This window comes from Brevibacterium sp. UBA7493 (assembly GCF_002479565.1).
GTDB lineage: Bacteria > Actinomycetota > Actinomycetes > Actinomycetales > Brevibacteriaceae > Brevibacterium > Brevibacterium luteolum.
The window spans coordinates 293815-318477 of sequence record NZ_DLOD01000003.1 but is presented as its reverse complement, the minus strand read 5'-3'; the positions used below and the strand labels follow the sequence as shown (position 1 = coordinate 318477).

The following is a 24663-nucleotide window of genomic DNA, read 5'->3' as shown; positions in this document are numbered from 1 at the left end:
GCGACACGTGGCCGACACCACCGGTGAGTCCACGCGCAGGCCGCGCGGCATCTCCCGCCTGGCCTTCTGGACGGCCCGCTCCCAGCATGCCCCGCAGCACCCGAAGGCCCTCGGCCCGCTGCTGCAGGCAGTCGCCCACAACCATCCCAAGGACGATGTCGAGCTCATCATCCGGGCCTACCGCACCGCCGAGAAATGGCATCGCGGCCAGATGCGCAAGAGCGGCGACCCCTACATCACCCACCCGGTCGCGGTCGCCACCATCCTCGCCGAGATCGGCATGAACTCCTCGACGCTGGCCGCAGCGCTGCTGCACGACACCGTCGAGGACACCGAGTACAGCCTCGACCAGCTGCGCGAGGACTTCGGCGACGAGATCGCCCTCATGGTCGACGGCGTCACCAAGCTCGACAAGATCGAATACGGCGCAGCCACGCAGTCCGAGACCGTGCGCAAGATGATCCTGGCGATGTCCAAGGACATCCGGGTGCTCGTCATCAAGCTCGCCGACCGGCTGCACAACGCCCGCACGTGGAAGTACGTGCCGGCCGCCTCGAGCCAGAAGAAGGCCAAGGAGACCCTGGAGATCTTCGCTCCGCTGGCACACCGGCTGGGCATGAACACGATCAAATGGGAGCTCGAGGACCTGTCATTCCAGGTGCTCTACCCGAAGGTGTATTCCGAGATCGTCCGGCTCGTGGCCGAACGCGCCCCGGAGCGCGAGAAGTATCTGGCGATCGTGTCGAAGGAGATCAAGGAGGAAGCCGGCGAGGCCAACATCATCGCCGAGATTTCCGGCCGCCCGAAGCACTACTACTCGATCTACCAGAAGATGGTCGTCCGCGGCCACGAATTCGCCGACATCTACGACCTCGTCGGCGTGCGTGTGCTGGTGGAGACGGTGCGCGAATGCTACGGCGTGCTCGGCCTCGTCCACGCGAAGTGGTCGCCGATCGCTGGCCGGTTCAAGGACTACATCGCCATGCCGAAGTACAACATGTACCAGAGCCTGCACACCACCGTCATCGGGCCCTACGGCAAACCGGTCGAGATCCAGATCCGGACGCATGAGATGCACCGGCGAGCCGAGTTCGGCATCGCCGCGCACTGGAAGTACAAGGACCGCCGCAAGGTCAACCCCCAGGCGATCAACGCCGCCGGCGGACGGATGGCCAAGGTCGGCGACTCCGGCGAGGTCGACCAGGTCGCATGGCTGCGTCAGCTGCTCGACTGGCAACGGGAGACCTCCGACCCGGACGAGTTCCTCGACAACCTGCGCTTCGAGGTCAACTCCAAAGAGGTCTACATCTTCACGCCCAAGGGCGACATCATCTCCCTGCCGGCAGACGCGACCCCGGTCGACTTCGCCTATGCCGTCCACACCGAGGTCGGACACAAGACGATGGGCGCACGCGTCAACGGACGGCTCGTCTCCCTGGACTCGAAGCTGCACAACGGCGACGTCGTCGAGGTCTTCACCTCCAAGGACGAGAACGCCGGGCCGTCCCGCGACTGGCTGGCCTTCGTCACCAGTCCTAGGGCGCGCAACAAGATCCGCCAGTGGTTCTCCAAGGAGCGCCGCGAAGAGGCCATCGAGACCGGCCGCGACCAGCTGGCCCGGGCGATGCGCCGCCACCATCTGTCAGCTGATGCGCTCATGAGCCAGGAAGCTCTGCTCGTCGTTGCGAGTGAACAGCGGCTGCCGGATGTCACCGCGCTCTATGCTGCGATCGGCAACGGCAACATGTCAGCCGCCCACGTCGTCGATCTGCTGGCCAAGGAGGTCTCGGCAGACGAGCAGGAAGATGACCAGCCGACGACCGAGATTCTGCGGCCGTCGAATCGGCGCGGCAAGTCCCGCGGCCACCATTCCTCAACCGAGGGTGTGCGCGTCAAGGGCTCTGATGACATCCTCGTCAAGCTCGCCCGCTGCTGCACACCCGTGCCCGGCGACACCATCATGGGATTCGTCACCCGCGGCGCCGGGGTGTCCGTGCACCGGACCGACTGCAAGAACGTCTCGAGTCTCAAACGCGAACCCGAGCGCATCGTCGAAGTCGAATGGGCACACCACTCGCAGGGCATCTACCTCGTCCAGATCCAGGTCGAGGCACTCGACCGCGCCGGACTGCTCTCCGACATCACCAAGGTCCTCACCGACAACCACGTCAACATCCTGTCTGCCTCGGTGGCGACCTCACGGGCCCGGGTGGCGCAGTCGCGGTTCGTCTTCGAGATCGGCGACTCCACCCACCTCGACACTGTGCTCTCGGCCGTCAAACAGGTTGAAGGCGTCTTCGACGTCTACCGCATCACCGGCGGCTGAACCACCGGTCTCAGCGGATCGGCAGCAGCGTGCGCGCATGGGGGATGATGTCACCGAGCAGGCCGCGCATCCGCACGAGATGCGGGCGCCGGTACTGCTCAGCGACGAACCGGGTGAGCGCGATCTGCTCATCGAAGCCGACTGACTCGAGTACGGCCTGCGCGCCGGCGCGCACCGTCTCCTCGTCCGTGTCAGCATCGAGGAGCTCATAGAGCAGGTCGTACAGCGTCCGCTCCGGTGTCGTCAGGGCCAGCCCGGCCAGCTCAGCTTCTTCGGCGGGGCACACATCGCGTTCGTGGACGACGACCGGCAGGCGGGCAGCCCGGATGCGGCGCCGCACCCGTGTGGTGTATTCCGCAACCACCGGCGCCAGACCCGAACCCCACCACACCCAGTGCGCCGACCGGTGGCTGAGCACCAGTCCCGGCAGGGGAGCGGCCTCGACGCTGCTGGCCCGCAGCCGCGCATCGACCGGCATGCCCACCGGCGCCCAGCAGGTTGCTGAGAGCCGGAAGGCCAGCCCATCGAAGGTCAGCTCCATGAGCTCGGTGTAGCTCAGCGGCTCACCCAAACGCAGCAGATCATCCATGCCCCCACTCTGGCCCAGCTCATGCCGGCAGACCAGGCGCTGGCCGGAATCTGTGGACAGAGCACTGCGGCCCGCCTGAGGACAGGCGAGCCGCAGTCGGCAGTCTCAATCAGACGCAGGCGTCACTGCATCTCTTCAGCCGTGCGGGCGACCTGGTCGCGCCAGGCACGGCGGGCCTCCAGGGCCTCACGCGCCTTGGCGATGTCGCTGTCCTTGCCAGCGGCCTCGGCCTTCTCCAGCTCGGCCTCCAGCTCAGCGATCGAGGCATCGAGCTGGGCGAGCATGCCCGAGGTGCGGGCCTGGTGCTCCGGATTCGTGCGCCGCCACTCAGCGTCCTCCGCCTCAGCCAGCGCCCGCTCAACAGCGCGCAGCCCGCCTTCCATCCGGGAGATATCAGCTCGGGGCACCTTGCCGGCGTCCTCCCACCGATCCTGGATGACACGCAGCTTCTCCTTCGCCGTCACCGGATCGGTGATCGGCAGCAGCGCCTCAGCCTCAGCCAGCAGCTTCTCCTTGACCTTGAGGTTTTCGCCGTACTCAGCCTCGACCTCCTCATTGGCCCGGTTGCGGGCCGCGAAGAACCGATCCTGGGCGGCCCGGAACTTCGCCCACAGAGCGTCGTCGTCCTTGCGCCCGGCACGCGGTGCGGCCTTCCACCGGTCCATGAGGCGCCGGTACTGCTGGGCGGTCTCACGCCAGTCGGTCGAATCCGACATCGCCTCAGCCTCGGTCACGAGCTTCTGCTTGATCCGCTTTCCCTCAGCGTTGCGCTCATCGAGAGCGGAGAAGAACTCGCGGCGGGCCTTGTCGAAGCGGTTGCGGGCCTTGGAGAACCGGCCCCACAGCTGCTGGTCCTGCGAGCGCGGCAGCCTCGGCGTCGTCGCCTGCACCTGCTTCCACTGCTCGAACAGCTCCTTCATCCGGGCACTCGACTGCTTCCACTGCACACGCGCCGGATCCGCATCGGCGATCGCCTCGGCTTCCTCGACGACCTTGATGCGCGCCTGCAGGCCGGCAGCCTTCGACTCCTCATGCGCCTGTGCCTGCTGGGCAGTGGCCTCGGCTGCCTTCTCCGAGACGGCATCGAGCCGGGCGCGCAGCGCATCGAGATCACCGACGACCTGCGCGTCCGCGAGCGCCTCACGCTGGGTGCCGGCCGCCTCGGCGACAGTGGCACCGGCGGCACCAGCAGCCAGGCGCTGCTCCAGCAGCGTGACGGCATCGGCGAGATCGAGGTACTTCTTCGCGAAGTACTCCAGCGCCTGGGCCTCATCGGCATCCGGGTACTGGCCGACCTCCCGCTCACCATCAGAGGTCTTGACGTAGACCGTCGAGTCCTCACCGACCCGGCCGAACGTCTTCGCCTCAGCGATCTCCGCGGTCCGGTCGTGGGCCGGTGCCGCCGGGGCGGCAGGGGCCTGACCGGGCCGGGGACGCAGGGCCGCCGGCGAGGGGACCGCCGAGGGCTTGGGCACCGGCGCCGGCTTCGGCTTCGGGGCGTCGGAGGACTGGGAAGCGCCGGCAGGCGTGGGCGCGGAAGTGGACTGCTGCGTCTCGTCGGTCATATGGCACCTTGTCGTATCGTCGGTCGAATCCTGTGACGGATCACTCAACGCGGGAATGTACCTTCCCAGCATAACGACAAAACCGCGCGCGCCCGCCGCGCTCCGCACGGGTCGATACACTGGTGGCATGGAGATTGCTGGAGTCCGCGCCGAGTTCCTCGACGTCAACTGCTATGCCGTCGCCGCTGAGCATCCCGAGGGGCAGGCACGCGAATGCCTGCTCGTCGACGCCGGCTTCGACTGCGCCCCGCGCATGAAGACGCTGCTCGACGAACTCGGCTGGACCCCGGTCGCGGTGCTGCTCACCCACGGCCACCCCGACCATGTCCTCGGCCTGCCCCGCCTGCGCGAGGTGTTCCCGAGCCTTCAGGCCCACCTCGCCGCCCCTGATGTTTACCGGCTGGCCGACCCTGCCGGCACCCTGTCACCGGAGCTGGGGCAGATGCTCGGCGGGATGATCGGCGACTGGACCGCGCCCGAGGTGGTCGAGACCGCCGATGGTGCGTGCTGGCAGGCTGCCGGGCTGGTGATCGAGGCGACCTACGCGCCCGGGCACACCGAGGGGTCGACACTCTGGCGGGTGCGCGACACCTCGGGCGCGGCCGAGGATCTGGAGGTGCCCGAAGTGCTCTTCACCGGCGATGTGCTCTTCGCCGGATCGATCGGGCGCACCGACCTGCCCGGTGGTGACGATCAGGCGATGCGCACCTCGCTGCGCATGTTCGCCTCGATGCCGGACACCCCGATCCTGCCCGGGCACGGGCCCGGCAGCACGATCGCCCACGAGCTGCGCACCAACCCCTTCCTCTGAACCGGCGCCTGCCGCAGGGGAGAAGCGCATATGACGACCAGCCGACCGGCTGGCACCGGCTGCCGCCTATGATGGATGCGGTCGGCGCACAGCACCGTCGGCACTCACTGGCAAGGAGAACGACTCACATGGCACAAGCCGCACGCCTGTCCGGATTCCCCGAATGGCTGCCCGCCGACCGCATCGTCGAAGAGCGGGTCATCGACCTGCTCAAGCACACCTTCGAGCTCAACGGCTATGCGGCGCTGCATACGCGTGCCGTCGAACCGCTCAGCGCACTGGCCAAGGATGGTGAGATCGACAAGGAGATCTTCGCTGTCTCCCGGCTGCACGGCGACCCGTCTGACTCCCGCAACCCGATGGGCCTGCACTTCGACCTGACGGTGCCCTTCGCCCGCTACGTCGTCGAGAACGCAGGCCACCTGTCGTTCCCGTTCAAGCGCTACCAGATCCAGCCGGTGTGGCGCGGTGAGCGCCCCCAGGACGGCCGGTTCCGCGAATTCATCCAGGCCGACATCGACGTCGTCGCCGAGGACAGCCTCGCCGATCACTTCGAAGTCGAGGTCCCGCTGGTGATGGCGCAGGCCTTCGACGCGCTGCGCGAACTCGGCGTGCCGCCGGTCAGGATCCTGGCCAACAACCGCAAGCTGCTTGAAGGCTTCGCTCGCGGTCTGGGCCTGGAGAACATCCCGGCTGTGCTGCGCAGCCTTGATAAGTACGACAAGATCGGCCCCGACCGGGTCGGCGAGCTGCTCGCCGCCGACGCCGGCGCTTCGGCGGCCCAGCAGCAGGCGCTTTTGAAGCTGGCAGCCATCGAATCCGACACCTCGGCGTTCGCCGATGAGGTCCTCGCCCTCGGCGTCAGCGATGCGCTGCTCGATGAGGGACTCGAATCCCTTGTCCGCCTCGTCGATGCCGCCCACCGCATCCAGCCCGGCGTCGTCGTCGCCCAGCTCAAGATCGCCCGCGGCCTGGACTACTACACCGGTTCGGTGTACGAGACCCAGCTGCTCGGCCACGAATCGCTCGGCTCGGTGTGCTCCGGCGGCCGCTACGACTCCCTGGCCTCTAACGGCAAGAAGACCTACGCCGGTGTTGGCATCTCACTCGGCGTCTCCCGGCTGATGTCGCGGCTGGTCGGTAAGAACCGGATGGTGGCCGCGACCCGCTCGGTGCCCACAGCCGTGCTCATCGCCGTCACCGATGAAAGCGGCCGCAGCGAGGCCGATGCGGTGGCCATGCAGCTGCGCCGCCGCGGCATCCCCGTCGACGTCGCACCGGCTGCCAGCAAGTTCGGCAAGCAGATCCGCTTCGCCGACCGCCGCGGCATCCCGTATGTGTGGTTCGTCGACGGTGAGACCGGTCATGAGGTCAAGGACATCCGCTCCGGCGAGCAGGTCTCAGCCGACCCCGAACTGTGGACGCCGCCGGCTGAGGACGTCTGGCCGCGCGTCGAACGCGTCACCGGTGACGAGGGCTGACGCGGCTGAAGACTGAGCCTCAGCTCTCGCCCTGGACCCGCAGCGGGGCCGCCGTGCGCGGCTCCGGGTCCGGGGCCAGCGAGCCGTCTGGGGCGATGTGGTCGAAGATCTCCGAGACCATCGTCACCACGTGCGGGTCGTCGACGACGTAGAAGATGTGCTTGCCGTCCCGTCTGGAGGACACGAGGCCTGCCAGGCGCATCTTCGCCAGATGCTGGGATACCACCTGCACGCTGACCCCGCATTCCTCGGCCAGGCTGCTGACATCGCGCTCCCCATGGAGCAGATGCCACACGATGAACAGCCGGGTCGATGAGGACAGCATCCGGAACGTCTCGGCAGCGACATCGACCTGGGCGGGCGTCGGCACCTCGGGAACGGCAGATCCGGGGGGAGTGTCATGAGTCATTCGCAGCGTCCAGCCTTTCCATCAGTACCGCGCACTATGACTATCATGGTGCAAGCGCAGAGTCTGCACACCATCCGTGCCCGCAGACCGTCACCTGAATCCTCACACCATGAAGGAGTTCCACCCCATGCTACGCACCCGTGAGGCGGCCACCCTCGGCACGCCCGACATCGACAGCACCGTCACCCTCACCGGATGGGTCGACCGGCGCCGTGACCACGGGGGAGTGGCCTTTATCGACCTGCGCGACTCATCGGGCATCGTGCAGGTCGTCGTGCGCGAGGACGTCGCCGACAAGCTGCGCAACGAGACCGTCATCCAGGTCACCGGTACCGTCGCCGCCCGCCCGGAGGGAAACACCAACGACCAGCTGGCCACCGGTGAGATCGAGGTCGTCGACACCGAGGTGACCGTGCTGTCGCAGGCGGCGCCGCTGCCGTTCCAGGTCTCCGACCACGCCGAGGATTCCGGCACCGTCGGCGAGGAGGTCCGCCTCAAGCACCGCTACCTCGACTTGCGCCGCAGCGAACCGGCCCGCATCATCCGCCTGCGCTCCGAAGCCAACAAGGCCGCCCGCCGGGTGCTCGATGAGCACCGCTACATCGAAGTCGAAACCCCGACGATGACCCGCTCGACCCCTGAAGGCGCCCGCGACTTCGTCATCCCGGCCCGCCTGCGCCCCGGCTCCTGGTACGCGCTGCCGCAGTCGCCGCAGCTGTTCAAGCAGCTGCTGCAGGTCGGCGGCATCGAACGCTACTACCAGCTCGCCCGCTGCTACCGCGATGAGGACTTCCGCGCTGACCGGCAGCCGGAGTTCACCCAGCTCGACATCGAGGCCTCCTTCGTCGAACAGGACGACATCATCGCCCTGGCCGAAGACGTCCTCGCCGCGCTGTGGGAGCTTATCGGTCACACCATCGACCGGCCGATTCCGCGCATGCCCTACTGGGAGGCGATGGAGCGTTACGGCACCGACAAGCCCGACCTGCGCTTCGACATCGAACTGACCGACCTGACCGAGTACTTCGCCAACACCCCGTTCCGCGTGTTCCAGGCTCCCTACGTCGGCGCCGTCGTCTACCCCGGCGGCGGCTCGCTGCCGCGCCGCCAGCTCGACGGCTGGCAGGACTGGGCCCGCCAGCGCGGCGCGAAGGGCCTGGCCTACGTGCTCATCGGCGAAGACGGCACCCTCGGCGGCCCGGTGGCCAAGAACATCTCCGAAGAGGAGAAGGCCGGCCTGGCCGAGAAGGTCGGCGCCAAGCCCGGCGACGCGATCTTCTTCGCTGCCGACAAGCCGGCAGTCGCTCGCGCACTGCTCGGTGCCGCCCGCAACGAGATCGCCGAGCGCACCGGCCTCATCAAGGACGGCGACTGGTCGTTCGTGTGGATCGTCGACGCCCCGGTCTTCGAACCGGCCGAGGACGCCGTGGCTGCCGGTGACGTCGCTGTGGGCGAAGGCAAGTGGACGGCCGTCCACCACGCCTTCACCGCCCCGAAGCCCGAATACCTCGACACCTTCGACACTGATCCCGGCTCGGCTCTGGCCAGCGCCTACGACATCGTCTGCAACGGCAACGAGATCGGCGGCGGCTCGCTGCGCATCCACCGCCCCGAGGTCCAGCAGCGCGTCTTCGACGTCATGGGCATCACGCAGGAGGAAGCGCAGGAGAAGTTCGGCTTCCTGCTCGAAGCCCTGAGCTTCGGTGCGCCCCCGCACGGCGGCATCGCCTTCGGCTGGGACCGCATCGTCGCCCTGCTCGCCGGCACCGACTCGATCCGCGAAGTCATCGCCTTCCCCAAGACCGGCGGCGGCTACGACCCGCTCACCGACGCCCCGGCGCCGATCACCGCCGAACAGCGCGCCGAGGCCGGGGTCGACTACGACCCTGACGCCGAGGACGAATGAGCGACCTGTTCTCATCGGCCAACGAGGCGGCTGCAGGTGCCGACGAGGCACCGGCGGCCGCCTCTGGCACCGAGCCCGCAGAAACCGCCGCACCGCCGAACCCAGACGACCTGAGCGGTGTCAGCGCATTCGACCCGCTGGCGGTGCGAATGCGCCCGCGCAGCATCGACGAGATCGTCGGCCAGGAGCACCTCACCGCCCCCGGCTCACCGCTGCACCAGCTCGCCGAAGCCCGCGCCGGCGCTCGCGCCGGGGCCACCTCGGTGATCCTGTGGGGCCCACCCGGAGTCGGCAAGACGACGATCGCCCACGTCATCTCGCACAGCCCCAACCGCAAGTTCGTCGAACTCTCAGCCATCACCGCAGGCGTCAAGGACGTCCGCCAGGTCATCGAGAACGCCCGCAACGACCGGGAGCTCTACCAGCGCACGACCGTGCTGTTCCTCGATGAGATCCATCGCTTCTCCAAAGCCCAGCAGGACGCCCTGCTGCCGGCCGTGGAGAACCGGCTCGTCGTGCTCATCGCCGCCACCACCGAGAACCCGTCGTTCTCCGTCATCGCCCCGCTCGTCTCCCGCTCGCTGGTCCTGACCCTCAAACCGCTGACCGACGAGGGGGTGGCCGCACTCATCGACCGGGCGCTGGAATCCCCGCGGGGGCTGGCCGGCACCTTCACCCTCGATGACGACGCCCGCGACTACATCGTCCAGGTCGCCTCCGGTGACGGCCGGCGGGCGCTGACCGTCCTCGAAGCCGCCGCCGCCAGCGCGCGGGCCACCTCCGGCAGCGACGAGACCACCGCCATCACCCGGGATCAGGCCGCGGAATCGGCCAACCAGGCCGTGGTCCGCTACGACCGGGCAGGCGACCAGCACTACGACGTCATCTCCGCGTTCATCAAGTCGATCCGCGGCTCAGACCCCGACGCCGCCCTGCACTACCTGGCCCGGATGATCGTCGCCGGTGAGGACCCCAGGTTCATCGCCCGGCGCATCGTCATCGCCGCCGCCGAGGACATCGGCATGGCCGACCCGCAGGCCCTGCCGCTGGCCGTGGCCGCCCAGACCGCCGTCGAGCGCATTGGCATGCCTGAGGGCCGCATCCCGCTGGCCGAAGCCGTCGTCTACCTCGCGTGCGCCCCGAAGTCGAACGCCTCCTACACCGCCATCGACGCCGCGATCGCTGACGTCAAGGCCGGCAAGGCAGGCGAGGTGCCCCTGCACCTGCGCGACGCCCACTACCCAGGTGCGAAAGCCCTCGGACACGGTGCCGGTTACAAATACGCCCACAGTTACCCGCATTCGGTTGCCGCCCAAGACCATCTGCCCGAGACCCTGGCAGGTGCCCAGTACTACACGCCGACAGCCAACGGCGCGGAGAAGGGCATGGCCGAACGGCTGGCAGCGATCGCCCGGCTGCGCGCCGGAAAGTGACGCCTGCTTCTCCGAACTGCGGACGAACGTCCGTGGCGAACCGCGCGCATGTGGCCTGACACCTGCTAGGCTCCTGCAGGTGCCGTCATGCCATCCCCCAACTGCACGCATGATCCTTGTTCCTCCCCCTCGACACCCCACAAGAATCCACTGTGCACAGCGAGACCCTTCTGAGCGCGCGCGGACTGCGCAAGCATACGGCTCCACCGCAGCTCTCGACAGCGTCGGATTCGACATCACCCGCGGCGAGATCGTCTGCCTCATCGGCCGCAACGGCGCCGGCAAGACGACTCTCCTCGACCTGCTGGCCGGCCTCAAGCCGCCGGCGTCGGCATCGTCACCCAGCGCCTGAGTGTCGACCCGCGCCTCACCGTTGCTGAGGCGCTTGTGCGCGAGACCTACCGAGCCAGCCTCACCACCGAGCGTCAGCTCGAGTTCGCCCGCCAGGCTCTGGCGGACTACGGCAGCGACCTCGACCCGCTCGAACGCCTCGGGGACCTGGAACGGGCCGACATCACTGTCGTCGAACTGCTGCGCCTGGCGTACGCAGAAACACAGCTCATCCTCCTCGACGAGATCACCGCAACCTTCAACGACCACGAGATCCCCCTGTTCCACGCGCTGGCGAACAAGCTGGCTGCCGAAGGACGGGCCATCGTCAGCATCTCCCACCGCCTCGACGAGGTCGCGGCGCTGGCCGACCGTGTGCTCGTCATCCGGGAGGGCCGACTCGTGAGCGAACTGCAGCAGGGAGCCGCGACGAACACCGCGCTGTTCACCTCCCTGTTCGGCGGCACCTTCGAACAGCGCCGGCGCCCAGCTCCGGCACACAGCGGAGGGTCGCTCATGGAGCTGCGCGATGCCGTCGGCACGCGCGGTCTCGCACCGGTCAATCTCGACATCCGCGCCGGGGAGGTCCTCGGCATCACCGGGCTGCGCCGCTTGGGAATCGCAGAACCTGTCGCGCTGCTCGTCGGCGCCGACAGCCTCACCGATGGACGCATGCTCATCGACGGCGTCGACGTCCGTCTCAACGGCGTGGTCGACGCTCTGCGCCACGGGATCGGATACCTCTCAGACCGCGATGACGAGATCGGCAGCGGTGAGACGGCCACCCTCGGCGGGGCTCTCACCTCGATCCAGGGAGCAGACGCGGCAGGCTCCGGGTCGGTCATCGAGGACATGCGCCGACTGCAGAAGGTGGTCCGCACGATCGAATCGCTGGGCATCCGACGATGCGCCCGCCGAGAAGGAGAACCCACCCATGTCGCAGATCGACACGTTCATCCAGCAGATGCTCATCATCGAAGGCGCCACCGGCGCAGCCATCGTCGACATCTCCTCCGGCATGGCCCTGGCCACCGGCGGACACCCCGGATTCGACCTCAACGTCGCAGCAGCCGGCAACGCCGACGTCGTGCGCGCAAAGCTGCGCACCATGAGAGTCCTCGACATCGACGACAGCATCGAGGACATCATGCTCACCCTCGGCACGGCCTACCACCTCATCACCGTGCTCAACCAATCCGACACCGAAGGCCTGTTCATCTACCTCGTCCTCGACCGGTCGCGGTCGAACTTCGCCCTGGCCCGCCACAAGGTCAACCAGATCGCCAAGCTGGTGGAGGTCTGAGCTCTGCTCACCCATTTGCCCCGCCCGCCTGCCAGCCGGTAAGGTATTGCGGTGCTGTGCCTGGCCGAAATCGGCTGCAGGGCGGTCGATGGGCTCCGGTCTCGCGGAGCCGATCCTCTTTCCACACGCGGAAACAGCAGCCTCCCACGCTGACCGAGACACCCGCACGCGCGGGATCAGCCGAGGCAGAAGAAACACGAAAGGTTGGCATCCATGCCTGCACCCGCACGTTCGCGCCGCCAGGTCCGCCTCTCGCGGTCCCTGGGTCTGCCGCTGACTCCGAAGGCCGAGAAGTACTTCGAGCGCCGCCCGTACCCGCCCGGTGAGCACGGCCGCGCCCGCCGCCGCAACGACAGCGACTACTCGGTCCGCCTGAAGGAAAAGCAGCGTCTGCGCGCCCAGTACAACATCCGCGAAGCCCAGATGCTCAAGGTCTACAAGGAGGCCCGCCGCGAGCAGGGCCTGACCGGTGAGAACCTCGTCGAGCTCCTCGAGATGCGTCTCGACGCCCTCGTGCTGCGCGCCGGCTTCGCCCGCACCATCCAGCAGGCCCGCCAGTTCGTCGTCCACCGTCACATCATGGTCGACGGCCAGCGCGTCGATCGTCCGTCCTTCCGCGTCAAGGAAGGCCAGATGATCCACGTCCACCAGAAGTCCGCTGAGATGGAGCCCTTCCAGATCGCCGCTGCCGGTGGTCACCGCGACGTCCTGCCGGCCGTCCCGGGCTACCTCAAGGTCGACCTCGAAGCCCTGCAGGCGACGCTGCTGCGCCGCCCGAAGCGAGAAGAGGTTCCGATCACGTGTGACATCCAGCTCGTGGTCGAGTACTACTCACGCTGATCCACCGTCTGCGCAGACGCTGCGCAGCACCTCCTGCCCGGGTGTTCGCCACTGCGAATGCCCGGGCAGGTTTGTATGATGGCGCAGGAGGAACGCTCCGCGCCCGAGGCGCCGGCCACCGGCCGTCATCGCCTCCCGCCTGACCCCGCAACAGTTTCGAAAGGTTCGCATGAAGACTGCAGAGATCAAACGGCGCTGGCTCGAGTACTTCGCCGCCAACGGCCACACCGTCGTGCCGTCCGCGTCGGTGATCAGCAGCGACCCGACGATCCTGTTCAACATCGCCGGCATGGTGCAGTTCATCCCATACCTCTCCGGCCGCGAACCAGCCCCATACCCGCGGGCGACCAGCGTGCAGAAGTGCGTGCGCACCCAGGACATCGAAGAGGTCGGCAAGACCACCCGCCACGGCACGTTCTTCCAGATGAACGGCAACTTCTCCTTCGGCGACTACTTCAAGGACGACGCCATCCGCTTCGCCTGGGGACTGCTGACGAACTCAGAAGAGGACGGCGGCCTCGGCTTCGACCCCGACCGGCTGTGGGCGACCGTGCACGCCGATGACGCCGAGACCATCGACCTGTGGCTGGAGAACACCTCGATCCCGGCCGAGCGGATCCAGACCCGCGGCAACGAGGACAACTTCTGGCACACCGGCCAGCCCGGCCCCGGCGGCTACTGCTCGGAGATCTACTACGACCGCGGCCCGGCCTACGGCGTCGAAGGCGGACCGGTCGCCGACGAGGACCGCTACATCGAGATCTGGAACCTCGTGTTCATGGAGTTCGCACTCTCCGAGGTCCGTTCGAAGGTCGACTTCACCATCGAGAAGGAACTTCCGGCCAAGAACATCGACACCGGCATGGGCCTGGAGCGCGTGGCCTTCCTCAAGCAGGGCGTCGAGAACATGTACGAGATCGACGAGGTCTACCCTGTCATCGAGGCCGCCTCGAAGCTCTCGGGCCGAAAGTACGGTGACAGCGAAGAAGACGATGTCCGCATGCGCGTCGTCGCCGACCACGTCCGCTCCGCCCTCATCATCATCGGCGACGGCGTGCGCCCCTCGAACGAAGGCCGCGGCTACATCCTGCGCCGCCTGCTGCGCCGTGCGGTGCGTGCGATGCGCCTGCTCGGCGTCACCGAGCCGGTGCTGCCGACCCTGCTGCCGGTGTCGAAGGATGCGATGAAGGACTCCTACCCGGAGCTGGAGACCGACTTCGACCGGATCTCGCGCATCGCCTATGCCGAGGAGACCGCGTTCCTGCGCACCCTCGAATCCGGCACCCAGCTGCTCGGCCGCTCCGTCGACGCCGTCGGCGAAGGCGGCACCATCAGCGGCGACGTGGCCTTCGCCCTGCATGACACGCACGGCTTCCCGATCGACATGACCCTCGAGATGGCAGCCGAGCACGGCGTGTCCGTCGACGAGGAGGGCTTCGCCGCGCTCATGGCCGAACAGCGCCAGCGCGCCAAGGCCGATGCCAAGGCCCGCAAGGGCGGCATGCACACCGATCTGTCGGCGTACTCCGCGCTGCTCGAAGAGGGCTCGACCGAATTCATCGGCTACGACAACCTCACCGCTGACTCCCGCATCCGCGGCGTGGTGGCAGCAGGGGAGAGCGTCGAGGCCGCTGAGTCCGGAGACGAAGTCGACCTCGTCCTCGACGTCACCCCCTTCTTCGCCGAATCGGGTGGTCAGAAGGCCGATATCGGCATCATCCGCGGTGACGCCTTCGTCGCCGAGGTCCTCGATGTCCAGAACCCGCTCAAGGGTCTGCCGGCCCACCGGGTGCGCATCGTCGAAGGCGCCCTGCACCCGGGATCTGAAGTGCACGCCGAAGTCGATGCCGGCCACCGCTTCCAGGCCGCCCAGGCCCACTCGGCCACCCACCTCATCCACGCCGCGCTGCGCGAGGTGCTCGGCTCGAACGCCGTGCAGGCCGGCTCGCTCAACCAGCCCGGCTACATGCGCTTCGACTACTCCTTCCCAGAAGCACCTTCTGCTGCCGCCCGCGCAGAGATTGAGGATGCGGCCAACATCGCGGTGCGCGACAACCTTGACGTGGCGTATGAGTACATGCCCTTCGAAGACGCCAAACGCTCCGGCGCTCTGGCCCTGTTCGGTGAGAAGTATCCGGACATCGTGCGCGTCGTCGACATCGGCGGCCCGTTCTCCCGTGAGCTGTGCGGCGGCACCCACGTGCTGCGCACCACCGAGGTCGGCCCGATCTCGGTCGTCTCCGAGGCATCCGTCGGCTCCGGCACCCGCCGCATCGAGGCGACTGTCGGCCTGAGCGCCTTCCGCGAACTGGCCAAGGAGCGCACGATCGTGCAGTCCCTGTCCGACATGCTCAAGGTGCCCGGCCCCGACGTCATCGACCGCGTCTCCGGACTGCTGGCCAAGATCAAGGAAGCTGAGCGGACCATCGCCAAGCTCAACCAGCAGCAGGTGCTCGCCGCTGCCGGCTCGGCTGTGCAGTCCGCCGAGCGGATCGGTGAGATCGTCTTCAGCGGCACCGAACTCGGCGAAGTCTCCTCCGGCGATGACGTGCGCTCCTTCGTCCAGGACGTGCGCAACCGCCTCGGCTCCGAAGCTGCCGTCGTCGCTGCGATCGGCAACGCCGGCGGCAAGCCCAGCGTCGTCGTCGGACTCAACGACGCCGCACGCGAGGCCGGATACAAGGCCGGCGACCTCGTCAAGACCGCCTGCCAGATCCTCGGCGGCGGAGGCGGCGGCCGGCCCGACCTCGCCCAGGGCGGAGGAACCGACATGAGCAAGGCGCCGGAGGCACTGGCCGCACTGCGCCGCGAACTCGGAGCCGCCTAGTGGCGTTCCGCCGCGGCCGCAGGCTCGCCCTCGACATCGGCTCGGTGCGCATCGGCGTGGCCCAGTGCGATCCCGACGGGATCCTCGCCACGCCGCTGACCACCGTGTACCGGCGCGACGGCGATGAGCGCGCGCTCACCGAGCTGCATGCGCTCATCGCCGAGCACGAGCCGATCGAGATCATCACCGGACTGCCGACCTCACTCGACGGCCAGCAGCGCGCCTCAGCCGAGGCCGCCCGCTCCTTCGCACGGGTCCTTGCAGGTCAGACCGACATTCCGGTCCGCGAAGTCGATGAGCGATTCACCACAACCCAGGCACACGGCGTGTTACAGTCAGCTGGCAGAAGCTCGCGCCAGAGACGCGAGATCGTCGATTCTGTTGCAGCGGTGATGATCCTGCAGGCGGCGATCGATCAGGAGAAGCGCACCGGCCAGCCCGCCGGCAGCCCCATCGACACGACCGAGGAGCCCTGAGGTGAACCTGTCAGAGGAGTTCGACGCAACCGATGACGGTCTCTCCCGTCAGGAACTGCGCGCCAAACGCCGCCGGCAGATGATGCGCCGCAGGCGCACCGTCACTATACTCACCGCCTGTGTCCTCGTTCTCGGCGTCGTCGGCGCCGTCGCCTTCTCCACCGCTACTGGAGTGGTCTCGGAGATCTTCGCCGAGAAAGGCGATTACGAAGGTGAGGGCACAGACGAGATCGTCATCACGGTCATGCCCGGCAGCTCCGCCCGCGAGGTCGCCAACCACCTCGTCGAACAGGACGTCATCATGTCCTCGAAGCCCTTCCTCGACGAGATCGAGAAGCGCGACGCCGTCATCCAGGCCGGGGACTTCACGATGCGTAAGCAGATGAGCTCCGCAGCCGCCGTCGAAGCGCTCATCGACCCGCTGGTCAACCAGCGCCTGGCCATCCCCGAGGGCTTCAGCATCAAGCAGATTAAGGGCCGGATGCTCGACTCCGGCATGGACGAGTCCTCGATCAACGAGGCGATCGACGACAAGAAGCCAGCCGACTACGGACTCGACATCGAGGCTCCCAACCTCGAAGGCTATCTGTACCCGGCGACCTATGAGATCAAGCCGAAGATGACCGCCGAGCAGATGGTCCAGGAGATGGTCGACAAGACCAAAGCGGAGATCGACGAGATCGGCATCCCTGCGGAGAAGGTCAATGAGGTCTTCACCCTGGCGAGCATCGTGCAGGTCGAAGCCCCCGGCAACCCCGAAGACCGGGCCAAGGTCGCCCGCGTGTTCCTCAACCGCATCGACAAAGACCAGGCGCTGCAGTCCGACGCGACCGTCAGCTACATCCACGGCGCGCGCTCCGACCTGACCACCACGCAGGAGGAGCGCGAATCCGACAACCCCTACAACACCTACAAGCACACCGGACTGCCGCCGGGACCGATCAACTCACCGAGTGCCGAAGCAGTCGAAGCCGCGCAGAACCCCGCCGACGGCAACTGGCTGTTCTTCGTCGCCGTCAACCCCGACACCGGTGAGACGAAGTACGCCGAGACGTACGCCGACCACCAGAAGAACGTCGAAGAGTACCGCGTCTGGCTGCGCGAGCACCGCAAGAACAACCCCAGTGACGACGCCGGAGGCGAGGGCTGAGGTCGAACCCAGGCCAAGCACAGGCTGAGATGATGTCGTGAGGTGGGAGACCACCGCCAGGAGAGGAGAACCTGATGACCGGGATCACCGCCGCCGTGCTCGGCTCGCCGATCGCCCACAGCCTCTCACCGGTGCTCCACACCGCAGGCTACCGCGCACTCGGCATCGCCGAGGCGAGCAGCTACGGCCGCTTCGAAGTCACCGACGACCAGCTCGCAGCCTTCCTCGCTGAACACCCGGAGCACACCGGATTCTCACTCACGATGCCGCTGAAGACCGAGCTCGTCGGCCTTGCCGCCGACCGCAGCTGGCACAGCGATGAGACCGCTGCCCAGACCGGTGCCGCCAACACCCTCATCCGGCATCCTGACGGGCAGCGGATCGCCAACACCGACGTCATCGGCATCGTCGAGGCGATCGCCGAATGCCAGCCCGCAGCCACCGACACCGCTGCGATCCTCGGCAGCGGGGCGACCGCCGCCTCGGCTGTGGCCGCACTCCACCGCCTCGGCGTCGCCGCACTCGACCTCTACGCGCGCAGGCCGGAACGAGCCAGGGGAGCAGCCGATTTCGCCTCCCGCCTCGGCATGCAGGCAGCCATCCACCCGCTGGCCGACTATCAGCCGGGTCAATGCCCGCTGACCGTCTCCACGCTGCCGGCCGGTGCGCTGAGTCCTGAGTCCTTCAGCTGGCCGGACAGCGTCGACGCGGCCACCGTGCTCCTCGACGTCGCCTATGCGGCAGGCGGCTACAGCGTCGGCGCCGACATCGCCGCCCACGGCGGACAGGCGATCGCCGGGGAGCGGATGCTCATCCACCAGGCCGTCGAACAGCAGCTGCTCTTCGCAGCCGCCGCCGGCTTCGACGCGCCACCCCAGACCTGGCGGCCGCGCCTGGCCGCTGCCATGACCGAAGCCCTGAGAACCGCGCACACCGCGAAAGGAGACCGCCGATGATCGAGCAGCTGTCGCTTGTCGCCAGCCTCACCATCACCGTGGGCGTTGCCCTGCTCACCAGCCTTCTCATCTGGCTGCGGTTCCCATGGATCATCAACGACGAGGCAGGCATCCGGCTGCTGCGCGGGGTCAACAGCATCAACCGGCCCGGCGGGCTCGTCACCTTCGTGCTCTCCAGCGTGGGCCTCGTCCTTTCCTGGCTGGCCGCTTTCATCGTGCCTGGAGCACTCTCACGCACCCTGGCAGACGTACCTCTCATGATCGCCTTCGCCATGGTCGCCGGCGCCACCGGCTGGCTGTTCTGGATCGACATCTCCATCCACCGGCTGCCCAACCGGATCGTCATGCCGATCACCGTGCTGTCCCTGGCGCTGTTCCTCATCTCGCTCATCATGGGCGTCGGGCAGGCCGACCGCAGCGACGACCACCTGTGGGCCGGTGCCGGCACCCCAGCGCTCAACGGCCTGATCGGGGCACTGGCCATGCTCATCTTCTTCGTCATCCTCAACGTCGCCGGCACCCTCATGCGCCGGTCGACGATGGGCATGGGCGACGTCAAGCTCTCAATCAGCGTCGGCCTGCTCACCACTGCCCTGAGCCCGAGCGGCCCCATCCTGGCGCTGCTGCTCATCAACGGCATCGCCGTCGTCCACGTGCTCATCCTGCTCGCCACCAAGCGCCGGCAGTGGGCATCGAAGATCGCCTTCGGACCCTACATGCTGATCGGAACGTGGACGACTGTCCTGGTCGGTGCGGCCTTTTTGTAGGATGGGTTGAATGTTGAGATGGCTGACAGCAGGCGAGTCACACGGTGAGGCACTTGTCGGGATCCTGGAGGGGATCCCGGCCCATGTCCCCGTCACTCGCGACGATATTTCCCAGGCACTGGCGCGCCGCCGGCTCGGCTACGGCCGCGGCGCCCGCATGAAGTTCGAAGCCGATGAGGTGCGCATCCTCGGCGGTGTCCGCCACGGCTCCACGCTGGGCTCACCGATCGCCATCGAAGTCGGCAACACCGAATGGCCCAAATGGGAAACCGTCATGAGCGCCGATCCGGTCGATCCCGAGGTGCTCGCCGACCAGGCACGCAACGCCCCGCTCTCACGCCCCCGCCCCGGTCACGCCGACCTGGTCGGCATGCAGAAGTACGGCTTCGACGAGGCGCGCCCGATCCTCGAACGCGCCTCTGCTCGCGAGACCGCTATGCGCGTCGCGCTCGGCGCCGTCGCTGCCCGCATGCTCGCCGAACTCGGCATCACCGTGCTCTCCCACACCGTGGCCATCGGCCCGGTCGCCGGCTCCGGTGAGGAAGCTCTGCCGACCATCGACGACGTGCCGGCTCTCGATGCCGACCCGCTGCGCTGCTTCGATGCAGAGCTGTCCGCGCGCATGGTCGCCGAGGTCGAGGATGCCAAGAAGTCCGGCGACACCCTCGGCGGAGTCGTCGAAGTCATCGTCGACGGCGTGCCTCCAGGACTCGGCTCCCACGTCCACTGGGACCGCAGGCTCGACTCCCGGCTGGCCGGAGCCCTCATGGGCATCCAGGCGATCAAGGGTGTCGAGGTCGGCGACGGCTTCCGCACAGCTGCCCGTCGCGGCTCGGCGGCACATGATGAGATCGAGAGGGCGGAGGGCCGCATCACCCGCCGCAGCAACCGCGCCGGCGGCACTGAAGGAGGCATGTCGACCGGTGAGAGCCTGCGCGTGCGTGCGGCGATGAAGCCCATCGCCACCGTCCCACGCGCCCTGGACACCATCGACGTCACCACCGGTGAGGCCGCCCGGGCCCACCACCAGCGCTCTGACGTCTGCGCCGTGCCAGCTGCCGGTGTTGTCGCCGAGGCGATGGTCGCCCTGGTCGTGGCCGAGGCCGTCTGCGAGAAGTTCGGCGGGGACTCCCTGGCCGAGGTCAAGCGCAACCTCGACTCCTACCTCGCCGCAATCCCGGATACGCTGCGCTCACACTCGTGAACACGCCGGAGCTGCCCGTCCCGCGCCCGGCTCCGCCGCTCGACCCGGTGCCGGCGGCCACTGCCCGGATCGTGCTCATCGGCCCACCGGCGGCAGGAAAGTCGACGATCGGCCGGCTGCTCGGCGACCGCCTTGGGATCCCGTTCAGTGACACCGACGCGATGATCGTCTCCGCCCACGGGCCGATCGCTGAGATCTTCCGCACTCGCGGGGAAGCCCGTTTCCGGGCGATCGAACGCGAGGTCGTCCGGCGCGCCCTGCGCCGGCTGCTCGATCGGCCCGGGGTCGTCTCACTCGGTGGCGGCGCGATCCTCAACTCCGGAACCCGCGCCCAGCTGAAGCACCCGGTGATCAAGGTCATGAGCATCGAGATCGACGAGGAGACCGCCTCTGCCCGGCTGCACGGCTCCCACCGGCCGTTGCTGGCCGACGAGGACCCGGTCGAACGCTGGAAGGCCCTGGCCGAGGAGCGCCGGCCGCTGTACGAGTCGGTGGCCACCGCGACCGTCTCGGCGTCCAACGACCCGCCCTCGACGGTCGTCAACCGAGTCGTCGACGTGCTCACCGGCCTGCAGCGGGCAGAGAACTACGCGAAGTTCGCCGCCGAGGGCGAGGCCCAAGCAGCACACGCCGATGGCGGGTACGCTGAGGACGGCCAGCGCACAGACGCAGACGACACAGAAGGAAGTGATGAGGCGTGAGCTCCACGCGCATCGACGTGACCGGCGGCGGGAACTACAGCGTCCACGTCGGCTCAGGACTGCTCGGCACTCTGCCCGAGCTGCTCGGCTCACGCGTGAGCAAAGTGCTCGTCATCCATCCGCGGGCACTGCGCACCACCGGTGAACTCGTCCGCGAGGACCTCGGCGCTGCCGGGTTCGAAGCGATGTCAGCGGAGATCCCCGATGCCGAGGAGGCCAAGCACATCCAGGTCGCCAGCTTCTGCTGGCAGGTCCTCGGACAGGCCGACTTCACCCGCTCGGACGCGATCGTCGCCGTCGGCGGGGGAGCGGTGACCGACCTCGCCGGCTTCGTCGCCGCCACCTGGCTGCGCGGCATCCGCTTCGTGACCATCCCGACCACGGTGCTCGGCATGGTCGATGCCGCGATCGGCGGCAAGACCGGCATCAACACCCCCGAGGGCAAGAACCTCGTCGGCGCCTTCCACGCCCCAGCCGGTGTCCTCGCCGATACCGACACGCTGGCCACTCTGCCGGAGAACGAGCTGTTCACCGGCCTGGCTGAGGCGGTCAAATGCGGCTTCATCGCCGACCCGGCGATCCTTGAGATCATCGAATCGACACCTCGGGAGCAGCTGGCAGACCACACCTCGCCGCAGCTGCGTGAGATCATCGAACGCTCCATCCAGGTCAAAGCCGACGTCGTCTCCGATGACTTCAAGGAATCCGGCCGCCGCGAGTTCCTCAACTACGGTCACACCCTCGGGCACGCGATCGAACGCACCGAACGCTACCAGTGGCGCCACGGAGCGGCCGTAGCCGTCGGCATGATGTTCGCCGCCGAACTCTCGGCGATGACCCGCAACCTCGACGCTGCGGTCGTCGACAGGCACCGCAGCGTGCTCGAGCACCTCGGCCTGCCGACCGGCTACCGCGGCGACAAATGGCCGCAGCTGCTGGAGACGATGCGCCGGGACAAGAAGGCCCGCGGAAGCCTCATGCGCTTCATCGTCCTCGACGACCTGGCCAGCCCCGGCGTCCTCGAAGCCGCCGACACCAGCCTGCTCTACACCGCCTACCAGGCGATCGGCACCGAATCGCCGGTCACCCGGCTGAGCTGACCTGACAGGCCGAAAGGCCTTGCTACACTTGACCCCTGGTGCGCCGCGAACGGCGCCGCCGTTATCGACTGCGAAGGATTTGCATTGGCAACGACCAACGACTTGAAGAACGGCATGGTCCTCAAGATCGAGAACCAGCTGTGGCAGGTGCTTGAGTTCCTCCACGTCAAGCCCGGCAAGGGACCGGCTTTCGTGCGCACGAAGCTCAAGAACGTCACCTCCGGCAAGATCATCGACAAGACGTTCAACGCCGGCACCAAGGTCGAGACCGCCAACGTCGACCGCCGCGACATGGAATACCTCTACAACGACGGCACCGACTACGTCTTCATGGACCTGGAGGACTACGACCAGGTCTCCCTCGCCCCCGAACTCGTCGGTGACTCCGCGAACTTCATGCTCGAGAACCAGAAGGTCCAGGTGGCCTTCCACGACGGTGCAGCCCTATACATCGAGCTACCGCCGAGCGTCGAGCTGGCCATCACCCACACCGAACCCGGACTGCAGGGCGACCGCTCGACCGGCGGTTCGAAGCCGGCAACCGTCGAGACCGGATACGAGATCCAGGTGCCGCTGTTCCTCGAAGAGGGCACCAAGGTCAAGGTCGACACCCGCTCGGGCGAATACCTCGGCCGCGTCAAGGAGTGAGCTCCCGCAGCCGCGCGCGCAAGCGCGCCCTCGAACTGCTCTTCGAGTCTGAGCAGCGCCGCCTGCCGGAACCCGAGCTCATCCGCATGCGCTCGGGCGATCCGGACTACCCGATGAAACCCTACGCCGTCGAGATCGTCACCGGTGTCGTCGACCACCGCGACGAGATCGACGGGCTCATCGAGGAGTTCGTCACCGACTGGCCGGTCTCACGCATGCCGGCTGTCGACCGGGCGCTGCTGCGCATGGGCATCTGGGAGATCATGCACAACGACGACATCGACGATCCCGTTGCGATCTCCGAAGCCGTCGCGCTCAGTCGTGTGTACTCCCGTGACGAATCCCCGGCCTTCATCAACGCCGTGCTCGACGCGGTCAGCCGCAAACGGCGGACCGGTGAGGCACAGCCGACTGTGGCTGCCCCCAAGGCAACCGCTTCCAACGTGCCGAGCGGGTCGACGCTCACGCTTGTCGACGACGCATCCGCTGCTCAAGGCTCCAGCGACGACTCGCCCGAGGCAGACGACTCCGAACCGTCTGCCTGACAGCGCAAGCGCGATCTGCAACAACGACGAAGCCCCGGTCACCGACAGCTCGGTAACCGGGGCTTCACGTTGCGCTTCTGAGCGCTTCAGCCTTCCTGGCGGACGGAGCTGAGCCAGTCGGTGAGCACTTCGGTGGTGTGGATTGGCTTCTCCTGCACCACCCAGTGACCCGCTTCGATGATGCGCTCGGTCAGCTGGGGGATCGCCTCGCGCATCGGCTCGGCCATCGTGGACCCGAGGGTGTCGCACACCTGGTCGTAGCGGGCGTGGACGAACAGCGCCGGCTGGGGGATCCGCCCACCGCCGGGCAAGCTCTCGGTGAACGCGGCGTTGGCCTCGACATTGCGGTACCAGGCATTCGGGTAGGCGAATCCGGTGCGCGAGAGCGAGGCGACGAGCGCATCGTAGTCTTCGGCGCTGAGCACCCGGCCATCCCGCTCCCGGAACGGCACGCCGTCAGGGAACCAACCGCCTCGGGACCGGATCTTGGCCTGCAGGGCAGGCTTGGTCATCTGCTCCGGATTGCCCCGGCGCATGATCGTGGCGATGAAACCGGGCACATCAGCATCGAACTCCGCGGCGAGCTTCTCCGGCATCTGCTGGTGGGCGACCATGTAGTCCCACTGGCCGTAGGGGAACGTGTCCTCCGGGTACATCGACCGGTTGACATGCGCAGTCATCGACGCACCTGCCGGCAGATGCGGCACGCACATCCCGGCCACCGCCCTGCACATCTCCGGGTGCGCAGCAGCGAACGACCATGCGACCGGGGCGCCGTAGTCGTGGCCGACGACGATCGCCTCGGCGTGCTCACCGGGCTTGAGCGCGCTGATGAGTCCGCGCACATCGGCCACCGCATTCTCGATCGCGTACGCCGAGGTGTCCGCGTACACCGTCGAGGCGCCGTAACCGCGCATATCGGGAGCAACCGCGAAATAGCCCTCGGCCGCGATGCGCGGCAGCAAGCCGGCGAACGAGCGTCCGAGCTCCGGCCAGCCGTGCAGGAACACGATGAGCGGATCGGCCTGGCTGCCTGCGTGCAGATAGCCGCAGGTGTGCTCGCCATCGGCGGTGGGGTAGGTCGCGGTGGCGAACGACACCTCGGCAGGCAGGCCAGCGGTGTGTACGTCGAGGTCGAGGGCGGGCAGCTGTGCGTGTGATGATGCGGAACTCACGCGGTTCTCCTCACGAAGGGCGTATGCGCCCGGCGCAGTGGGGCCGGGCTCGGGGCGCTCGAGTGCATCGCGCATTGGTGAGAGTCTAATCACAGCTTGCCGGGCGCACCACCCAGGCGGT

The 24663-nt window shown here is 67.7% G+C and carries 22 protein-coding genes; 18 read left to right on the top strand and 4 right to left on the bottom strand.

Annotated features, from left to right (window positions below):
• Window positions 1–7 precede the first annotated feature (7 nt).
• Window positions 8–2326 (top strand): RelA/SpoT family protein, encoded by a 2319-nt coding sequence (locus B4E96_RS02795; RefSeq protein WP_414632657.1) that lies wholly within the window; start codon window positions 8–10, stop codon window positions 2324–2326.
• 10 nt (window positions 2327–2336) lie between these two features.
• Here the strand turns inward: B4E96_RS02795 and B4E96_RS02790 are convergent, their stop codons facing one another.
• Together B4E96_RS02790 and B4E96_RS02785 are read right to left on the bottom strand one after the other, a co-directional pair.
• Entirely contained in the window at window positions 2337–2915 is a 579-nt protein-coding gene (locus B4E96_RS02790) for a hypothetical protein (protein ID WP_102160335.1), read from the bottom strand.
• A 122-nt stretch (window positions 2916–3037) separates the two neighbouring features.
• Complete coding sequence (locus B4E96_RS02785; RefSeq protein WP_170274218.1) at window positions 3038–4480, bottom strand: DUF349 domain-containing protein; 1443 nt, start codon at window positions 4478–4480, stop codon at window positions 3038–3040.
• Between the two features lie 127 nt (window positions 4481–4607).
• Between B4E96_RS02785 and B4E96_RS02780 the strand changes: the two genes are divergently transcribed.
• Both B4E96_RS02780 and hisS read left to right on the top strand, forming a co-directional pair.
• Complete coding sequence (locus B4E96_RS02780) at window positions 4608–5291, top strand: MBL fold metallo-hydrolase (RefSeq protein WP_102160331.1); 684 nt, start codon at window positions 4608–4610, stop codon at window positions 5289–5291.
• A 128-nt stretch (window positions 5292–5419) separates the two neighbouring features.
• Window positions 5420–6772, top strand: a complete 1353-nt coding sequence (gene hisS, locus B4E96_RS02775; RefSeq protein WP_259854585.1) for a histidine--tRNA ligase — start codon at window positions 5420–5422, stop codon at window positions 6770–6772.
• 19 nt (window positions 6773–6791) lie between these two features.
• Here the strand turns inward: hisS and B4E96_RS02770 are convergent, their stop codons facing one another.
• Window positions 6792–7181, bottom strand: coding sequence for an ArsR/SmtB family transcription factor (locus B4E96_RS02770; protein ID WP_217004681.1), 390 nt, complete (start codon window positions 7179–7181; stop codon window positions 6792–6794).
• A gap of 127 nt (window positions 7182–7308) precedes the next feature.
• Between B4E96_RS02770 and aspS the strand changes: the two genes are divergently transcribed.
• From aspS to nusB, 15 genes are all read left to right on the top strand, one after another.
• The gene (gene aspS / locus B4E96_RS02765; RefSeq protein ID WP_170274216.1) at window positions 7309–9087 is read left to right on the top strand and encodes an aspartate--tRNA ligase; all 1779 of its coding nucleotides are present in this window, start codon (window positions 7309–7311) and stop codon (window positions 9085–9087) included.
• The gene (locus B4E96_RS02760) at window positions 9084–10520 is read left to right on the top strand and encodes a replication-associated recombination protein A (protein WP_286956314.1); all 1437 of its coding nucleotides are present in this window, start codon (window positions 9084–9086) and stop codon (window positions 10518–10520) included. The genes aspS and B4E96_RS02760 overlap by 4 nt, the downstream gene beginning before the upstream one ends.
• A 109-nt stretch (window positions 10521–10629) precedes the next feature.
• On the top strand, window positions 10630–10872 hold the full coding sequence (locus tag B4E96_RS02755; RefSeq protein ID WP_286956313.1) for an ATP-binding cassette domain-containing protein: 243 nt from the start codon (window positions 10630–10632) through the stop codon (window positions 10870–10872).
• 912 nt (window positions 10873–11784) lie between these two features.
• Window positions 11785–12153 (top strand): hypothetical protein, encoded by a 369-nt coding sequence (locus tag B4E96_RS02750; RefSeq protein ID WP_286956312.1) that lies wholly within the window; start codon window positions 11785–11787, stop codon window positions 12151–12153.
• Between the two features lie 213 nt (window positions 12154–12366).
• Window positions 12367–12993: a 30S ribosomal protein S4 gene (rpsD, locus tag B4E96_RS02745; protein WP_102160322.1), complete on the top strand. Its 627-nt coding sequence runs from the start codon at window positions 12367–12369 to the stop codon at window positions 12991–12993.
• Between the two features lie 169 nt (window positions 12994–13162).
• Window positions 13163–15820, top strand: coding sequence for an alanine--tRNA ligase (alaS, locus tag B4E96_RS02740; RefSeq protein ID WP_286956311.1), 2658 nt, complete (start codon window positions 13163–13165; stop codon window positions 15818–15820).
• On the top strand, window positions 15820–16296 hold the full coding sequence (ruvX, locus tag B4E96_RS02735; RefSeq protein ID WP_259844963.1) for a Holliday junction resolvase RuvX: 477 nt from the start codon (window positions 15820–15822) through the stop codon (window positions 16294–16296). The genes alaS and ruvX overlap by 1 nt, the downstream gene beginning before the upstream one ends.
• A gap of 1 nt (window position 16297) precedes the next feature.
• Complete coding sequence (gene mltG / locus B4E96_RS02730; protein ID WP_259795482.1) at window positions 16298–17446, top strand: endolytic transglycosylase MltG; 1149 nt, start codon at window positions 16298–16300, stop codon at window positions 17444–17446.
• A 74-nt stretch (window positions 17447–17520) separates the two neighbouring features.
• Window positions 17521–18402 (top strand): shikimate dehydrogenase family protein, encoded by an 882-nt coding sequence (locus B4E96_RS02725; protein ID WP_286956309.1) that lies wholly within the window; start codon window positions 17521–17523, stop codon window positions 18400–18402.
• The gene (locus tag B4E96_RS02720) at window positions 18399–19169 is read left to right on the top strand and encodes a prepilin peptidase (protein ID WP_259833601.1); all 771 of its coding nucleotides are present in this window, start codon (window positions 18399–18401) and stop codon (window positions 19167–19169) included. The genes B4E96_RS02725 and B4E96_RS02720 overlap by 4 nt, the downstream gene beginning before the upstream one ends.
• Window positions 19170–19179: 10 nt before the next feature.
• Entirely contained in the window at window positions 19180–20373 is a 1194-nt protein-coding gene (aroC, locus tag B4E96_RS02715) for a chorismate synthase (RefSeq protein WP_102160313.1), read from the top strand.
• Window positions 20370–21074, top strand: coding sequence for a shikimate kinase (locus B4E96_RS02710; protein ID WP_257994991.1), 705 nt, complete (start codon window positions 20370–20372; stop codon window positions 21072–21074). The genes aroC and B4E96_RS02710 overlap by 4 nt, the downstream gene beginning before the upstream one ends.
• Complete coding sequence (gene aroB, locus B4E96_RS02705; protein WP_286956307.1) at window positions 21071–22174, top strand: 3-dehydroquinate synthase; 1104 nt, start codon at window positions 21071–21073, stop codon at window positions 22172–22174. The genes B4E96_RS02710 and aroB overlap by 4 nt, the downstream gene beginning before the upstream one ends.
• A gap of 84 nt (window positions 22175–22258) precedes the next feature.
• The gene (efp, locus tag B4E96_RS02700) at window positions 22259–22822 is read left to right on the top strand and encodes an elongation factor P (protein ID WP_102160310.1); all 564 of its coding nucleotides are present in this window, start codon (window positions 22259–22261) and stop codon (window positions 22820–22822) included.
• The gene (nusB, locus tag B4E96_RS02695) at window positions 22819–23367 is read left to right on the top strand and encodes a transcription antitermination factor NusB (RefSeq protein ID WP_102160308.1); all 549 of its coding nucleotides are present in this window, start codon (window positions 22819–22821) and stop codon (window positions 23365–23367) included. The genes efp and nusB overlap by 4 nt, the downstream gene beginning before the upstream one ends.
• An 86-nt stretch (window positions 23368–23453) precedes the next feature.
• Here nusB and B4E96_RS02690 read toward each other — a convergent pair whose 3' ends face one another.
• Complete coding sequence (locus B4E96_RS02690; RefSeq protein ID WP_286956306.1) at window positions 23454–24542, bottom strand: alpha/beta fold hydrolase; 1089 nt, start codon at window positions 24540–24542, stop codon at window positions 23454–23456.
• Window positions 24543–24663: the final 121 nt, after the last annotated feature.

Coding starts and splice junctions, on each gene's coding strand:
- B4E96_RS02790 (WP_102160335.1), bottom strand. CDS start 2,915: ATGGATGATCTGCTGCGTTTGGGTGAGCCGCTGAGCTACACCGAGCTC.
- B4E96_RS02785 (WP_170274218.1), bottom strand. CDS start 4,480: ATGACCGACGAGACGCAGCAGTCCACTTCCGCGCCCACGCCTGCCGGC.
- B4E96_RS02780 (WP_102160331.1), top strand. CDS start 4,608: ATGGAGATTGCTGGAGTCCGCGCCGAGTTCCTCGACGTCAACTGCTAT.
- hisS (WP_259854585.1), top strand. CDS start 5,420: ATGGCACAAGCCGCACGCCTGTCCGGATTCCCCGAATGGCTGCCCGCC.
- B4E96_RS02770 (WP_217004681.1), bottom strand. CDS start 7,181: ATGACTCATGACACTCCCCCCGGATCTGCCGTTCCCGAGGTGCCGACG.
- aspS (WP_170274216.1), top strand. CDS start 7,309: ATGCTACGCACCCGTGAGGCGGCCACCCTCGGCACGCCCGACATCGAC.
- B4E96_RS02760 (WP_286956314.1), top strand. CDS start 9,084: ATGAGCGACCTGTTCTCATCGGCCAACGAGGCGGCTGCAGGTGCCGAC.
- B4E96_RS02755 (WP_286956313.1), top strand. CDS start 10,630: ATGATCCTTGTTCCTCCCCCTCGACACCCCACAAGAATCCACTGTGCA.
- B4E96_RS02750 (WP_286956312.1), top strand. CDS start 11,785: ATGTCGCAGATCGACACGTTCATCCAGCAGATGCTCATCATCGAAGGC.
- rpsD (WP_102160322.1), top strand. CDS start 12,367: ATGCCTGCACCCGCACGTTCGCGCCGCCAGGTCCGCCTCTCGCGGTCC.
- alaS (WP_286956311.1), top strand. CDS start 13,163: ATGAAGACTGCAGAGATCAAACGGCGCTGGCTCGAGTACTTCGCCGCC.
- B4E96_RS02725 (WP_286956309.1), top strand. CDS start 17,521: ATGACCGGGATCACCGCCGCCGTGCTCGGCTCGCCGATCGCCCACAGC.
- B4E96_RS02720 (WP_259833601.1), top strand. CDS start 18,399: ATGATCGAGCAGCTGTCGCTTGTCGCCAGCCTCACCATCACCGTGGGC.
- aroC (WP_102160313.1), top strand. CDS start 19,180: ATGTTGAGATGGCTGACAGCAGGCGAGTCACACGGTGAGGCACTTGTC.